14 protein-coding genes are annotated in these 15273 nt (G+C 65.3%); 3 read left to right on the top strand and 11 right to left on the bottom strand.

Going from position 1 to position 15273, the window contains the following annotated elements; genetic code table 11:
* Positions 1 to 451 precede the first annotated feature (451 nt).
* Together AABQ55_RS36140 and AABQ55_RS37885 are read left to right on the top strand one after the other, a co-directional pair.
* A complete protein-coding gene (locus tag AABQ55_RS36140; protein ID WP_338341938.1) occupies positions 452 to 592 on the top strand; it encodes a histidine kinase in 141 nt (46 codons plus the stop codon).
* 46 nt (positions 593 to 638) lie between these two features.
* On the top strand, positions 639 to 1157 hold the full coding sequence (locus tag AABQ55_RS37885; protein ID WP_443021342.1) for a hypothetical protein: 519 nt from the start codon (positions 639 to 641) through the stop codon (positions 1155 to 1157).
* On the opposite strand, the gene AABQ55_RS36130 is transcribed toward AABQ55_RS37885, so the two are convergent.
* From AABQ55_RS36130 to AABQ55_RS36080, 11 genes are all read right to left on the bottom strand, one after another.
* Positions 1158 to 2627: an NAD-dependent succinate-semialdehyde dehydrogenase gene (locus AABQ55_RS36130; protein ID WP_272809504.1), complete on the bottom strand. Its 1470-nt coding sequence runs from the start codon at positions 2625 to 2627 to the stop codon at positions 1158 to 1160.
* Complete coding sequence (locus AABQ55_RS36125) at positions 2624 to 3394, bottom strand: TSUP family transporter (RefSeq protein ID WP_272809505.1); 771 nt, start codon at positions 3392 to 3394, stop codon at positions 2624 to 2626. Before AABQ55_RS36125 ends, AABQ55_RS36130 begins: the two co-directional genes overlap by 4 nt.
* A 2-nt stretch (positions 3395 to 3396) precedes the next feature.
* A complete protein-coding gene (locus AABQ55_RS36120; protein WP_272809506.1) occupies positions 3397 to 5388 on the bottom strand; it encodes an alpha-glucosidase in 1992 nt (663 codons plus the stop codon).
* A gap of 11 nt (positions 5389 to 5399) precedes the next feature.
* Positions 5400 to 6164, bottom strand: coding sequence for an SDR family NAD(P)-dependent oxidoreductase (locus AABQ55_RS36115; RefSeq protein WP_272809507.1), 765 nt, complete (start codon positions 6162 to 6164; stop codon positions 5400 to 5402).
* Between the two features lie 3 nt (positions 6165 to 6167).
* On the bottom strand, positions 6168 to 7052 hold the full coding sequence (locus AABQ55_RS36110; RefSeq protein ID WP_272809508.1) for an SMP-30/gluconolactonase/LRE family protein: 885 nt from the start codon (positions 7050 to 7052) through the stop codon (positions 6168 to 6170).
* A 9-nt stretch (positions 7053 to 7061) separates the two neighbouring features.
* Positions 7062 to 7865 (bottom strand): HpcH/HpaI aldolase family protein, encoded by an 804-nt coding sequence (locus AABQ55_RS36105; protein ID WP_272809509.1) that lies wholly within the window; start codon positions 7863 to 7865, stop codon positions 7062 to 7064.
* Positions 7866 to 7875: 10 nt separating this feature from the next.
* Positions 7876 to 9612 carry an L-arabinonate dehydratase gene (araD, locus tag AABQ55_RS36100; RefSeq protein WP_272809510.1) on the bottom strand — a complete coding sequence of 579 codons (1737 nt, stop codon included), beginning with the start codon at positions 9610 to 9612 and terminating at the stop codon, positions 7876 to 7878.
* Positions 9609 to 10463, bottom strand: a complete 855-nt coding sequence (locus AABQ55_RS36095; protein ID WP_272809511.1) for a carbohydrate ABC transporter permease — start codon at positions 10461 to 10463, stop codon at positions 9609 to 9611. The genes araD and AABQ55_RS36095 overlap by 4 nt, the downstream gene beginning before the upstream one ends.
* Positions 10464 to 10466: 3 nt before the next feature.
* Positions 10467 to 11402, bottom strand: coding sequence for a carbohydrate ABC transporter permease (locus AABQ55_RS36090; protein ID WP_272809512.1), 936 nt, complete (start codon positions 11400 to 11402; stop codon positions 10467 to 10469).
* Between the two features lie 80 nt (positions 11403 to 11482).
* A complete protein-coding gene (locus tag AABQ55_RS36085) occupies positions 11483 to 12718 on the bottom strand; it encodes an ABC transporter substrate-binding protein (RefSeq protein ID WP_272809513.1) in 1236 nt (411 codons plus the stop codon).
* A 39-nt stretch (positions 12719 to 12757) separates the two neighbouring features.
* Positions 12758 to 13834: an ABC transporter ATP-binding protein gene (locus AABQ55_RS36080; RefSeq protein WP_244770519.1), complete on the bottom strand. Its 1077-nt coding sequence runs from the start codon at positions 13832 to 13834 to the stop codon at positions 12758 to 12760.
* Positions 13835 to 14076: 242 nt separating this feature from the next.
* Between AABQ55_RS36080 and AABQ55_RS36075 the strand changes: the two genes are divergently transcribed.
* Complete coding sequence (locus tag AABQ55_RS36075; protein WP_272809514.1) at positions 14077 to 15117, top strand: LacI family DNA-binding transcriptional regulator; 1041 nt, start codon at positions 14077 to 14079, stop codon at positions 15115 to 15117.
* Positions 15118 to 15273 lie beyond the last annotated feature (156 nt).

The following is a 15273-nucleotide window of genomic DNA, read 5'->3' as shown; positions in this document are numbered from 1 at the left end:
TTGAAAGACGACAGGGTATTGCATGAAATAGATCACCATCCCTTCCTCCGGCATTCTGGACGGTGCCCGGCTGCTGCGACGACATTTCGCCTGGTGCTCATCCATGCGGCGGTTGAGTTTGTGATCAGCAGCCCCACATGGCTCTCCATCGGCGACAATCCCATAAAGCCGTTCATGGGAAAACTTGTCCTCGAAGTGTTCTTCGTGCTCCTGGCGATCCTGTTCGCCTATATGCTCAGCAGAATGAGAGGTAAGTCGTACAGCGTGCAGCTTTTCGTGTGCCTGCTTCTTTCCCTTTGCAGTTCGCTAGGCATGTCAATGCTCGATTATTGCCTCTATAGCTCGATCATGCTGCCTGCCATCATACTGCGTGATCTCACGGAATACGGTTATGCGGTCTGTTGTCGCATGTTGATTTTCTTCGGCTGGTCGTTCCTCTTTATCGCTTTGCTTGCACTACCAGATAAACCCGCATTTTCTCTTCAACACGCTGAGTTCGATGGCATTGCAGAAGGAATATCTGAATATTGAGAAGGAGCGTTTTTCAGATCGTATGATCGTGCGCGTCGATATTCCCGCAGAATGTCCATGATGCGATGTTCCAAGCCTGATCCTGCAGCCCCTTGAGCGAGAATGCCGTGAAACATGGCGTCGGCCCTTCCGCCGGCAAGGTCGAAATTCATATAAGCTCGGTCAGGATCGGCCCGATGCTCTGTGTGTCGGTTGAAAACGACGTGATGGAGCGGATCGTTGGTGGTGACGTTCTGTTGGGTGACCTAGAAAACCGAAGCGGTGATCAGCCCGTTCCAGCCCAGCGGCTGGTACTTGATGCCGGCCTCCGCGCGGAAGGAGGTGGGGTAGCTGAGATAGGGGGCAAGGCCATTGTCGAAGAGATAGCCAATGCCGGCCCTGCCGGTGAAGGCACGGCTCCGCTCCGGAGCGTGGGTGTTGCTGGCGACGTCGTCAACGTCCGTCTCGACCCAGTCGTAGCGGCCGGCAAAGGAGAGTACCCAGTTGTCGATCCTGACCTGGTCCTGCGCATAGAGGCCGACCTGGGTCTGGAAGACAATCTCCAGGCTATCGGCAGAGGGGTTTGCCGGCCCCCGTTGAAAGCGCTTCTTGCGAGCCGGAGGGAGATGCTTGCGCTGCCGCGATGATCAGAGCCCGGCGACGCAGACATATTTCAGTTCGAGAAAGCCCTCGATGCCGTATTTGGAGCCCTCGCGGCCGAGGCCGGACTGCTTGATGCCGCCGAATGGTGCCATCTCGTTGGCGATCATGCCCGTGTTGACCCCTACCATGCCCGCCTCCAGCGCCTCGGCGACGCGGAAGACGCGCGCCATGTCCCTGGCGTAGAAATAGGAAGCGAGGCCATATTCGCTGTCGTTGGCCATGGCGATGACGTCGTCCTCGTCCCTGAAGGTGATGATTGGGGCAAGCGGGGCGAAGGTCTCCTCGCTCGCGACCTTCATCGCCTGCGTGACGCCGGCAATGACGGTCGGCTCGTAGAAGGTGCCGCCGAGGGCGCTGCGCCTGCCGCCGGCCAGGAGCCGGCCGCCCTTTTCCAGCGCATCGGCCACATGCTCCTCCATCTTGGCCACCGCCTTCTCGTCGATCAGCGGCCCATGCGTGGTGCCGGCCTGCGTGCCGCGGCCGAGCGTCAGTCCCGCGACCTTGGCGAGCAGCTTTTCCGTGAAGGCTTCGGCCACGTTCGACTGCACATAGATGCGGTTGGCGCACACGCAGGTCTGGCCGGCATTGCGGAATTTCGAGATCATCGCGCCTTCCACGGCGTCGTCGAGGTCGGCATCGTCGAAGACGATGAAGGGCGCGTTGCCGCCGAGTTCCAGCGACAGGCGCTTGATGCCGTCGGCGGCCTCCTTCATCAGCCAGCGGCCGACGCCGGTGGAGCCGGTGAAGGTGATCTTGGCGACCTTCGGGTTGTGGCAGAATTCCGCACCGATCGGCCGCGCCTCGCCGGTGACGACGGAGAAGACGCCCGCCGGTACCCCTGCCCGCTCGGCAAGGACTCCGAGCGCCAGCGCCGAAAGCGGCGTCTGCGAGGCGGGCTTCAGCAGCATGCTGCAACCGGCGGCAAGCGCGGGTCCCGCCTTGCGGGTGATCATGCCGTTCGGGAAGTTCCAGGGCGTGATGGCGGCGCAGACGCCGACCGGCTGCTTCAAGACCAGGATGCGCTGTCCGGTATTGGCGCCGGGAATGATGTCGCCGTCGATGCGCTTGGCCTCTTCGGCGAACCATTCGAGATAGGCGGCGTTCGAGACCACCTCGCCCCTTGCCTCCGCCAGCGGCTTGCCCTGCTCCGAGGAGAGGATCAGCGCGAGGTCGTCGGCATTGTCGAGGATGAGCTGGAACCAGGCTTTCAGCACCGTGGCGCGCTCCTTGGCCGTGCGTTTCGCCCAGAGTTTCTGCGCGACGTCCGCCGCATCGATGGCGGCGGCGACCTCTTCCCGCGAGAGCGAGGGCACATCGGCGATCGGCGACCCGTCGAAGGGATCGGTGACGGCGAAGGTGCGGCCATCGGCGGCCGGGACCCAGCGTCCGCCGACAAAGGCCTTGTCGGCAAGCAGGCTCGCATCCTTGAGCGCGGTCTTGAGCGGGTGCGTCATGAAAGATCTCCGAAAAGCTTGAGAAAGGCGGGACCGGCAAGGGAGATGCCGGAGAGGAAAAGCAGGCAGAAGGCGACGCGCCGGAGCCCCATCGGCGTCAGTGGCGGCGGATAGCGTCGGGCGAGCAGCGTGAAGGCCATGACGACCGGAATGCAGAGCAGCCCCCACCAGAAGGAGGCGGACGGCATGTTGCCGGCGAGCCCGACAAGCGCCAAGCGCAGCAGGCCGTTGACGGCGAAGATGGCGACGAGGGTTTCGCGGATGGAGACGGCCCGGAGCGGCTGGCGGTAGAAATGATAGACCAGCGGCGGGCCGGCGGTGGAGAAGAGGCCGCCCATGACGCCGGCGATCGCGCCGAAGAAGACGAAGGAGCCCGGTCCAGAGGGGTTTGCGAACGGCGTGGGGCGAAGGAGAAGCTGGAGGCTGGAGAGGATGATGATCGCGCCCAGCACCAGCTTCAGCCAGTCGAGCGAGGCGGCGAGCAGCAGGCCGAGCAGCCAGTAGCCGAGAACGAGGAATGCGAGGCTGACGAAGATGACGAGCAGGAATTCGCGCCGGGCGATATCCCGCCAGCCCTTTGCCAGCACCTGCGCCGCATTGACGAGCCCGAGGATGCCGACCAGCACGGCCGCATCCGGCAGCGGCACGACGCCGGTCAGCCCCACGCCGCCCATCATCAGCAGGCCGAGCGCGAAGCCCGTCAGCGTCTGCACATAGGAGGCGCCCGCCGCAAGCAGCAAGAGGACGACGAGGCTCGCCGTGTCCATGATCAGAGCGTCCCGATATCCGCGAAAAGGTCCGCCTGCGCCGCATCCTCGCGGTAGAACACGGTCGGCTGGCCGAGCGGGGCGGCGACGGTTACTTCGCGGCCGCCTTCGTGCGTCTCGCCGCTCCAGACATGGACCCAGTTCGCGCTCTTCGGCAGGTAGACGGTCCGCTCCGTCTCGCCCGCCTTCCAGACGGGGGCGATGAGCAGGTCCGCACCGTAGAGATAGGCGTCCTGGATGGCATAGGTGGCGCGGTCGTCCTCATGGTGCAGGAAGAGCGGGCGCTGGACGGGCAGGCCCGTCTCGGACGCTTCCTTGGAGAGCGCCTTCAGGTAGGGCGCAAGGTGCACGTAGATCGCCGTCATGCGGGCGAAATGGGCAAGCACCGCCGCGACCTGGTCGATCTGCACGTTGTCTCGCGGGCGGTTACCCTCATGGCTGCGCATGACGGGCGTGAAGGCGGCCATCTCGGCCCAGCGCATCAGGAGTTCCGGCGTGCGGACATTGCCGAAGAGGCTGGTGTAACCGCCGATATCGGAGTGGTGGTAGGCATTGCCGAGAAGGCCGGATGAGAGCGCGCCGCAGATGACCGTGACGAGACCGTCATGGCGCGAAAAGTCCACCGACTGGTCGCCGCCCCACAGAAGCGGGCAATAGGCCTGCACGCCCGTATAGCCGGCGCGCATGAAGAACAGCGTGTCGCCCGTCTTGCCGCGGCTTTCCACCGCCTTGGCGTTCACCTCGGCCCAGAGCGTCGGCCAGGCATTGTGCATCAGCTTGGCGTCGACGCCATTCGAAAGCTTCACGTCGATCGGCAGGTATTCGCCGAAATCCGCCATCCAGCCGGAGAGGCCGAAATCCAGCATGTTCTGGCCGATCACCCGCTCGGCGAACCAGGCCGCCGCGTCCGGATTGGTGAAATCGACCACGCCGCAATCGAACTCGCCGAAATCGACCAGCGCGGTCTTGCCCTCGGCATCCGTCGCGAAATAACCGCCCGCCTCGGCCTCCGGGAAGAGCGAGCCGTCGACGCAGAGATAGGGGTTCACATAGCCGAGGAAGCGGATGCCATCGTCGGCAAGCTCGGCGATCTTCTGGCGCAGGTGCGGATAGCGCTCCTCGTTGCCCACCCAGTCCCAGAAGAGGCGCGCGCCAAACGTGGTGTGGCGCAGCCCCACCCAGTCCTCGCACCAGAGCCCTGAGACTTTCACGCCGGCGGCGCGCATCTTCTCCAGCCGCTCGAAGGAGCCCTTGCCGTCCTTGAGGCCGATGATCGCGCCCTGATAGACCCAATCCGGCAATTGCGGCTGGCGGCCGAAGCGCAGCGAGAGTTTTCCCACGAGATCGCGGAAGGTGGCCGCGGCGAAGAATTCGATCCTTTCCGGCACCTCCCAGACTTCCACCTCGTGAAAGCCCTCGCGGCGGAAGTCGAAGACGGCATAGGCCGTCGTGTCGACATGCAGGGCATAGCGGCGGGAGGAGATGTAGGTCGGCTGGGGATAGTTGGTGTTGTAATAGTCGCCGCCGGCCTTGCCGGTCACGTCGGACTGGAAGGTGATCTCCGTCGTTTTGTCGCGGCCGACGCCGGGCTCGGAGGTCCAGAGCGGGAAGCGGCGACCGCGCAGGTCGAAATAAGACATCTGCTCGCCGCCGCCCCAGACATGCTCGTCCTTCTCCGCGACGGTGCGCAGCCAGAGGCGATTGACGGAGGCATCGGGCGCTTCGAGCCGCAGGCTGTCGTCCTCCACCTTGAGGATGAGGCGCGCCGGCTGGCCGGGCGCGTTGGAAAGGCGGATCGTCTCGCCTTCGACCTCGGCATGGGCGAGCGCCACGCGCTCCACCACATAATCCTCGATATCGAAATTGCCGCGATACATGTCCATCCGCTCCTCGCCACGGCCGGCGAAGAGGGCGGGATTTTTCGCACTATGGCTGAGGATTACGCGGCCATCGAGGGAGAGGGTGAAGCCGCTGGCGGTCTTTTCAAGGAGCATGGCGAAAACCTTCAGTTCTGCGTGAGGCCGGCATCGACGATGAAATTGGCGCCGGTGCAGCCATTGCTTTCATCCGAGCCGAGGAAGAGCGCGAGCCGCGCGACATGGCCGGCATCGAGGCGGAATTTCAGCGATTGCAGGTCGATGAATTTCTGGCTCTCCTCCGGCCCGGCCCAGAGCGCCTTCTGCCGCTCGGTGACGATGGCGCCCGGCACGATGCAGTTGACGCGGATGCCATCCGGGCCGAGATCGCGGGCGAGCGTGCGGGTCATGCCGTTGATCGCGGCCTTCGCCGTCGTATAGCCGACCATGACCGGATTGCCGCGCATCCACGAGACGGAGCCCATCATGACGACGGAGCCCCTGCCCTTCTCGCGCATGCCCTTGGCGACCGCTTGCGTCGCGAAGAACTGGTGGTCGAGGTTGAGCGCCAGCATGCGCCGCCAGTAGTCCGGCTCCACCTCGTCCATGCGGTGGCGGTCGTCCTTGCCGGCATTGTTGACGAGGACGTCCACCGCACCGTGCTTGGCCTCGACCTTCGCCACCGCATCGCGCAGCGCCGGGATATCGGTGAGGTCGCAGGGGTAAAAATCCGCGCCGGTCGCCTGCGCCGTCGCCTTGCCGGCCTTCTCGTCGATATCGAGGAAGGAGACGTTCGCACCTTGGGCACGGAAGGCGCTCACCATGGCCTCGCCGATGCCGGAGGCGCCGCCGGTAATCAGCACGTTGCGGCCTTCGAGCGAATGGTAGCGGACGGTATCGTAGGTCATGGGCATGCCTCAGCGGGCTGGGTTGAACAGGGGTCGGGCAAGGCCGGCGACAACGGTGCGCAGGGAAAACAGCGCGCCGGAGAGCGGGTATTCGATGAGTTCCTCGTCGGGCCGGCCGATGGAGCCGCTCGTGCAATAGAGCGTCTTCAGGTCCGGCCCGCCGAAGGCGATCATGGTCGGGCATTTCGCCGGGACCGGATATTCGGCGAGAAGCGTTCCATCCGGTGCATAGCGCTGCACCCGGCCGCCCTCGAAAAGCGCCGTCCAATAGCAGCCCTCGGCATCGACCGCGCCGCCATCCGGCCGCCCCTTGTCGGTCTCGCTGCCGAAGCGGGCAAAAACCTGCCGGTTCGCCGCCTCGCCGGTCGCGGCGTCGTAGTCGCAGGCATAGAGCGTGTAGCGCAGCGTATCGGAATGATAGAGCCGCCTGCCGTCCGGCGAGAAGGCGACACCGTTCGAGGTCAGCAGCCCGCCGGCAAGGCGCGCCAGGCCGCGACTGTCGTAGCGGTAGAGGCTGGCGATGCCCTTCTCGCGCGTCTCGTCCACCGTGCCGGCGATGAAGCGGCCGACGGGATCGACGCCGCCGTCGTTGAAGCGGCTGATCGACTGGTCCTCGGGATTGTCGGCGAGCTTCCTCAGCAGCTTGCCGTCCGCATCGATGAGCCAGAGGCCGGAGCGCAGGCCGGCGATAAAGCCGCCGCCCTCGGCAAGGCCGATGCAGCCGACTTCCTCGGGCAGCTCCATCGTGCCGAGCGCGCCCGTCGACGGGTCGTAGCGGTGGATGCGGCAGCGCTTGATATCGACGAAATAGAGCACCTGTTCGGCGACCGACCAGAGCGGGCATTCGCCGAGCGCGGCCGAAAAATCGAGGACGGGGGCGAAAGCTTGCTGCACGGTCCGCCCTCAATAAGCCGCCATGGGCGTTGCGGGGGCCTTCTCGACGCCCTTCATCTGGCCGAGCCATTTGCTGGCGCGGCCGGTCATCAGGGCGATGTCGGAGGCGATGGCGGCGAAATCGTAGCCGTAGCCGATGAAGCGCTTCACCATGTCCGGGTTCGGGCCGACGATGCCGACGGGCTTGCCGGCCGCATGGGCGTCCTTCGCCGCCTTCTCGATCAGCGCCTGCACCTCCGGATGGGCGATGTTGCCGATATGGCCCATGGCGGCGGAGAGGTCGCCCGGGCCGACGAACAGCGCATCGATGCCCTCGACGGCGGCGATCTCCGGCAGGCGCTCGATGGCTTCCGGCGTCTCGAGCTGCACGACGGTGCAGATGTCGTCATTGGCGGATTTCAGGTAGTTCGGGATCGTGCCGAAGCGCGAGCCGCGATGCACGGCGGCAACACCCCGGATGCCGTGCGGCGGATAGCGCGTATAGGACGCGGCGGCCTTCGCCTCCTCGGCATTCTGCACGAAGGGCAGCATGACGGTGCGCGCGCCGGCATCGAGCGCGCGCTTGACCAGCACCTGGTCGTTCCAGGCAAGCCGCACCACGGCGTCGGCCGGCGTGCAGCCGATGGCGCGCAGGATATGGGCGAGATCGGTGAACTCGACCGGCACATGCTCCATGTCGACCACGAGGAAATCGAAGCCACCGTAACCGAGAGCTTCCGCCGTCGCGGGCGCGGCGGCCATCAGCCAGGTGCCGAGCGGGGTGGCGCGCGACTTGTCGCCCAGCCAGGACTTGAAGGGGTTGTTGCTGCTCATGGTGTTTCCCTCAATAGATCGGCGGTTCGGGCACGGGTTGCGTGCCGGTCAGGAAGTCGAAGTCGCAGCCCTCATGCGCCTGGCTGACATGGCGCTGATAGAGGGCGGCGAAGGAGCGTTCGTAGATCGGCGCGGAGGGCTTCCATTCGGCACGGCGGCGGGCCAGCTCCTCCTCGGAAACGCGCATGTTGATGGTCGCGGCGGCAACGTCGAGTTCGATAAGATCGCCGGTCCTGACCAGCGCCAAGGGCCCGCCGACGGCGGCTTCCGGCGAGACATGCAGAATACAGGTGCCGTAATGGGTGCCGCTCATGCGCCCGTCGCAGATGCGCACCATGTCGCGCACGCCTTGCTTCAAGAGCTTCTTCGGGATCGGCAGGTTGCCCCATTCCGGCATGCCAGGCGCGCCGACCGGGCCGGCGTTGCGCAGCACGATCACCGTATCCTCGGTGATGTCGAGGTCGGGATCGTCCAAGGTCCTGTTCATGGTGCGCGGATCGTCGAAGACGATGGCCGGGCCGATATGCTTTAAAAACTTCGGATTGGCGGCCGAGGATTTCATCACCGCGCCGTTGGGCGCAAGATTGCCGTGCAGCACTTCCAGCGTCTTGCCGCGTTCGAGCGGCACGACGGGATTGTCCTCGCCGCGGATCACCTCGTCGTTCCAGCAGTCGGCGTCGGCGATGTTCTCGCCGAGCGTCCGGCCGTTGACGGTCGGCCGGTCGAGCTTCAGGTGGCGCGAGAGTTTCTTGAGCATCGCGTTGACGCCGCCGGCGAAGTAAAAATCCTCCATGAGGTATTCGCCGGAGGGAAAGACGTTTGCGACGACGGGCACCTTGCCGGCCATCTCCGCCATGTCGTCCAAAGTCAGCGAGACGCCGACGCGCTTGGCCATGGCGATCAGGTGCACGGCCGCATTGGTCGAGCCGCCGAGCGCCATATAGGCGACGAGGCCGTTGAGGAAGCTGTCGCGGTCGAGGATCTTCGAGGGCTTCAGGTCCTCCCAGACCATCTCGACGATGCGCGACCCGCAGGCCGACGCCATGCGCGAATGGCCGGAATCCACGGCCGGGATGGAGGAAGCGCCGGAGAGCGTCATGCCCATCGCGTCGACGATGGATGTCATGGTGGAGGCGGTGCCGATGGTGTTGCAGGTGCCGGGCGAGCGCGTCATGCGGCTTTCGAGGTCCACCCAGTCCTCGCGGGTGATGTTGCCGGCGCGCAGCTCGTCCCAGTATTTCTTGGTATGGGTGCCCGCGCCGGTCTTGATGCCGCGCCACTGGCCGTTCGACATCGGCCCGGCGGGGCAGAAGATCACCGGGATATCCATCGAGAAGGCGCCCATCAGCAGCGCCGGGGTGGACTTGTCGCAGCCGCCGAGGAGGACGGCGCCGTCGATCGGGTGACAGCGCAGCAGCTCCTCGCATTCCATGGCGAGGAAATTGCGGTAGAGCATGGTGGTGGGCTTCACCATGACCTCGCCGACGGAGATCGCCGGAAGCTCGACGGGATAGCCGCCCATCTGCCAGACGCCGCGCTTGACGGCCTCGGCCCGGTCGCGCAGATGCGCATGGCAGGGGCTCATCTCGCTCCAGGTGTTGATGATGCCGATCACCGGCCGGCCCATGAACTCCTCGCGGCGCATGCCCATCTGCTGCGTGCGCTGGCGGTGCGCAAAGGCCCGCATGTCGTCGGTGGCGAACCAGCGCTGGCTGCGCAGTTCGGAAATGTCGCGGCGCTCGCTCATCCCTTGATCCCCCCGGCGGTGAGGCCCGAGACGACGCGCTCCTGGAAGATGACGATCAGCACGGCGACCGGAACGATGCCGACGACGAGGGCGGCGGAGATGACCGGCCAGGGGAAGGCGAACTCGCCCTGGTAGAGCTGGATGCCGACGGGAAGCGTGCGCAGCGCCGGATTGGAATTGAAGGAGAGCGCCAGCAGGAACTCGTCCCAGGCATTGACGAAGGCGAGGATGCCCGCGGTGAAGACGCCCGGCGCGCAGAGCGGCACGACCACCTTGAAGAGGGCGCCCATCCGCGTGCAGCCGTCGATCATCGCGGCGTTCTCCAGATCGCGCGGGATGCCCTCGAAGAAGGAGACCAGCATCAGCGTGCAGACCGGCAGCGAGAGTACCGTATAGGGCAGCACGAGCGCGATCCAGGTGTTGAGCAGGTTCAGCGTCCTCATGATCTCGAAGAGCGGCACGAGCAGCGTCACCAGCGGGAAGGTCGAGACCGCGATGATCAGCGACAGGATGAGGCCGCGGTAGCGCAGGTTCAGCCGCGCCAGCGCATAGGCCGCCAGCACCGAGACGAGCAGCGTCAGGCAGGTGGAGAGCAGCGCCACCATGAAGCTGTTGAACAGGAAGAGATGCAGTGGCTGGTCGGAGAAGGCCTGCATGTAGTTCGAAAGCGTCGGGGCGTGCGGCACCCAGGTGATGGGCTTGGCGGTCAGCTCGGCTTCCGTCTTCAGCGAGGTGAAGAGGATCCACAGCGCCGGGAACATGCCGTTGACGATCAGCACGCCACCGGCGATGAGGCGCAGCGGACGGCCGGAGAAAAGGCCGGAAAATCCGGGAGAGGCGGCGGCGCTCATGGCTTACTCCTTGGTCCGGATGGCGCGGAGATAGACGGCGGTCACGCACATCGACAGGGCGAACATCACGACGGCGAGCGCCGAGCCGTAGCCGAGGTCGAGGAAGGAGACCGTGTTCTGGTGGATGTACATGGCGAGCGTGGCGGTGGAGGTGCCGGGGCCGCCGCCGGTCATCATGTAGGGGATGTCGAAGGTCTGGAGCGCGGTGATGGTGCGGAAGATCAGCGCGACGACGATCGAGGGCTTCAGAAGCGGCAGCGTGATCTCGAAAAACTGGCGGATACGGCCCGCGCCGTCGACATCGGCGGCCTCGTAGAGCGAGCGCGGGATCGTCTGCAGGCCGGCAAGGATGATCAGCGCCATGAAGGAGGAGGTCTTCCAGATGATCGTCAGACAGATCGCGGCGAAGGCCCAGTTCGGCGAGTTGAACCAGATGATGCCTTCGAAGCCGAGGCGGTTCAGCACGTCGTTGACGACGCCGTATTCCGAATGGAAGAACCAAGCGAAGATCAGGCCCGCGAAGGAGAGTGGCAGCGCCCAGGGGATCAGCAGGGAAAGGCGCACCGGCCACTGCACGCCGAAGGGGAGGTTCGCGAGCAGGGCCAGTGCCAGCCCGACCAGGAGGGCGCCGGGCACGGTGATGAGCGTGATGAGAACAGTGTTCCAGGTGGTTTCCCAGAACACCGGATCCTCCAGCATCAGGCTGTAGTTTTCGAAGCCGACGAACTCCGCCGGCAGGCCGGAGGTGAGCGACAGGCTGAAGAAGCTGGTATAGCCGAGGCGCAGCACCGGATAGACGATGATCAGCGCGAGGAGGATCGCGGCGGGCGCCAGCAGGACGACGGCGAGCGCCCGGTCGCCGAGATCGAGCCAGCGCGTCCAGGCCGGCGGGCCGCGGTCAGCAGGGCGTGCTGCATTGAGGGTAGAGGTCGTCGACAAGGGGCAACTCCCGGCAATTCAGGTTGGGGAGGCGGAAGGGCGGGCAGGCCGCCCTGCCCTTCCGGCGATGGCGATCGCGATCAGCGCAGGATGCGCTTGAGGCGCGCCTCGATCTGGCTCGCGCCGTCCTCCGGCGTGGTGACGCCGGCGAGCACCGCGTTGACCGTCGTGCGGATGACCTCGCTCACCTCGTTGTAGCGGGGCGTCACCGGGCGGGCCTTGGCGGTCTCGACCACCTGCAGCGCGTCGGCGAACCACGGCACAGCCTTGAGCACCTCGTCGTTCTTGTAGGCGGCCGCGTAGGTCGGCAGCAGCGAGCCGTTGGCGGCCATGAAGACGGAGACATCCTCGCTGGAAAGGTACTCGACCAGCTTCTTCGCCTCGTCCTGATGGGTGGAATAGGCCGAAACGCCCCATTCCCAGCCGCCGAGGCAGCTTGCCTGCTCGCCGGAGCCGAGCGCCGGCAGGCGCGCCACGCCGACATTGTCCTTGACGGCCGATTCCGCGCCCTGGAAATGCGTCCAGGCATAGGACCAGTTGACCGCGAAGACGGCGCTGCCGGCCTGGAATTCCTTGCGCGTATCGTCGGTGGCGACTTCCGCGATGTTCTTCTTGGCCGTGCCCTCGTCGACAAAGCCCTTCCACAGCGACAGCGCCGTGACGGCGGCGTCATGGTCGAAAGTCAGCTTGCCGTTCTCGACGAGGGTCTTGCCCTGGCTCCAGTAGGGCAGCAGGAAGGTGCAGACCGCACCCTCGATGGCCTTGCCCTGGAAGGACACGCCCTGCAGGTCCGGGTTCTTCTCGCCCTCGGCCACCTTCTTGGCCGCGGCGGCCAGCTCTTCCCAGGTCTTCGGCGGGGCAATGCCGTATTTGTCGAGCAGGTCCTTGCGGTAGTAGAGGAACATCGCGTCGGCGAAGGCCGGCAGCGCGACGATCTTGCCGTCCACCGTGTTGGCCTCGGCATAGGCCGGCAGGTAGACCGACATGTCCTCGCCGGCGAAATCGGAAGTCCAGCCGGCGGCGGCATATTGCGCCGGGCGGATGACGTCGAGCATCAGCACGTCGAGGTTCGTGTCCTTGGCGGACATGACGGTGTTGAGGTACTGCGCCTGCGCTTCCGACGTGTTGCCGCCGGTCTCGATCGCCACCTTGACGCCCGGATTGGCCGCCTCGTACTTGTCGAGCACCTTGCGCCAGACATCCGGCTGATGCTGGCTGGAGACGAAGATCTTGAGGTCCGTGTCGGCGAAGGCCGGCGCGGCGAAGGCAAGCATGGTGGCAGTGGCGAGCGCGCCCGCCAGGGTTCTGGTGTTCATTCTATCCTCCCGTGATGGAGCGCGCAAAGCGCCCGGCATTCAGTTGATGACGCGTTCGCTTGCGGCATCGAAAAGATGGATTTTCGTGGGGTCGACGCCGATCCGGAATTCCGAGCCGGGCTCCGGCCGCATCTCCGGCGGCATGCGCGCGGTCAGCACGTCGCCGCCGACGGCAAAGTGCACCAGCGTGTCCGAGCCGAGCGGCTCGACAACCTGCACGCGGGCGACAAGCGCAGCCGCCGGATCGGCTGCCGTGCCAAAATGCTCCGGCCGTATGCCGACGACCACGTCGCGGCCCTCCACGCCGGTCTCGCGCCCGGCCCGCACGCCCGCCAGCCCCAGCTTGTTGCCGTCGGCAAAGGCAAGACAGCCCGCCTCGACCTTCGCCTTGGCAAAGTTCATCGCCGGCGAGCCGACGAAACCGCCGACGAAGACGCTCTGTGGCCGGTTGTAGACCTCGTCCGGTGTGCCGACCTGCTCGATATCGCCCCCCTTGAGGATGACGATGCGATCGGCGAGCGTCATGGCCTCGACCTGGTCGTGCGTGACATAGATGATCGTCGTGCCGATCTGCTGGTGCAGGCGCTTGATCTCGGTGCGGACCTGGCCGCGCAGCTTGGCGTCGAGGTTGGACAGCGGTTCGTCGAACAGAAAGACCTTCGGCCGGCGCACGATGGCGCGCCCCATGGCGACGCGCTGGCGCTGGCCGCCGGAGAGCTGGCCGGGGCGGCGCTCGAGCAGATGGGAAATGCCGAGCATCTCGGCGGCCTCGTTGATGCGGACATCTGCTTCGCGCGCCGGCACGCCATGAACCTTCAGGCTGAACCCCATGTTCTCGCGCACCGTCTTGTGCGGATAGAGCGCATAGTCCTGAAAGACCATGGCGATGTCGCGCTCGCGCGGCGGCAGGCGGTTGACCATCTTCTCGCCGATGCGGATCTCGCCGCCGCTGATGCTTTCGAGGCCGGCGACCATGCGCAGCGTCGTGGACTTGCCGCAGCCCGAGGGGCCGACGAAGACGACGAACTCGCCATCGGCGATTTCGAGGTCGACGCCTTTCACGATGCGCAGCGAACCGTAACTTTTTTCCAGCTTTCGCAGGCTGACAGAAGCCATTCCTCTCTCTCCCAAGCGTGGCCGGGCATCCGGCTCATCTCGATCAATAATAGCGCTACGATTTATATGATGCAAGCCGCACTTGGAAAATGTTTTTTGGTGCGCGGGATGACGCAATCTCCATGAAATTTGACAAAAGTCTCTTTATTTTCAAAATATTACATATTCGCACGCCTGCGATTGTCGTTGCGACATAATCAAAAGTGTGCTATTTATGCAATAATAGCGCTATGGAGTTGACCATGGACAACACAATGCGAAAGCCGCCGCGCAATCGCCGCAAGATGCAGTCCGTCACGATGTCCGACGTGGCCGAGCTCGCCAATGTCTCCCCCTCCACCGTGTCGCTCTTCCTGCGCAAGCCCGAGGCGGTTTCGGCGGCTGCGAGCCAGGCGATCAGCCGGGCGATCGACAAGCTCAACTATGTGCCGAACCTCATGGCGGGCGGCCTGGCCGCCGCGTCCTCCCGCGCCGTCAGCATTCTCGTGCCTTCGGTGCGCAACGCCTTCTTCGCCGAGACGGTCTCCTCCATGCAGACGGCACTCAAGAAGCAGCGCTTGCAGCTCATTCTCGGCCATACCGAATATGACGAGCAGGAAGAGGAGGAGCTGGTCCGCATGGCGCTCTCCTGGGCGCCGGCGGCGATCGTCCTGACCGGCCTTTCGCACAGCGCGGCGACGCGCCGGCTGCTGGCCAATGTCGCCATCCCCGTCATCGAGATCTGGGAGCTGGGCGGCCCGCAGATCGACGCCGCCATCGGCTTCCATCACGATCAGGTCGGCATCGCGGCGGCGGAGCACCTGATCCGGCAGGGCCGCCGCAACCTTCTCTTCCTCGGCGCGCGCATGCACCAGGACCGCCGCGCCAGGCAGCGTTGCAACGGCTTCCTGCAGGCGGCCAAGGCGGCCGGAGCGGCCGCGAAAGTCGTCGAGCATCCCGACACGGCCTCCGCCGAAATCGGCTCTATGCTGCTGGCGGAAGCCTTGCGGCTCCACCCCGAGACCGATGGCATCGCCTGCTCGAACGACCATATCGCGCTCGGCGTGCTCTTTGCCTGCGAGCGCCAGAAGATCGCCGTGCCGGACCGGCTCGCCGTGATCGGCTTCGGCGATCTCAGCTTCAGTGCCGCCTGCAACCCGCCGCTCACCACGATCCGTCCGTCCGGCGACCTGATCGGCCGGGAGGCTGCAAGGCTGATCGAAGAGCACCTGCACGGCGAAAAAGCGGACGCACACCGCACGATCGACACCCGCTTCACGCTGCAGCATCGCCGCAGCAGCTAGGGCATGTCCGGCGGGATTGTGGGGCGCTACCGATAGCCGATTGCGCGGAAACGAAGACAAGAAGGGCTATTGCCCCTTGGCGCGAACGGAGCTGGCTTTTCAACGGGGCACGAAGGATCGGCGGCACCGCCGATCCATTCCCCTGCCGCCGTCATG

Source organism: Shinella sp. WSD5-1 (genome assembly GCF_963942435.1).
In the GTDB taxonomy this organism is placed as follows: domain Bacteria; phylum Pseudomonadota; class Alphaproteobacteria; order Rhizobiales; family Rhizobiaceae; genus Shinella; species Shinella yambaruensis.
This window is presented reverse-complemented; position numbering and strand designations above follow the sequence as displayed.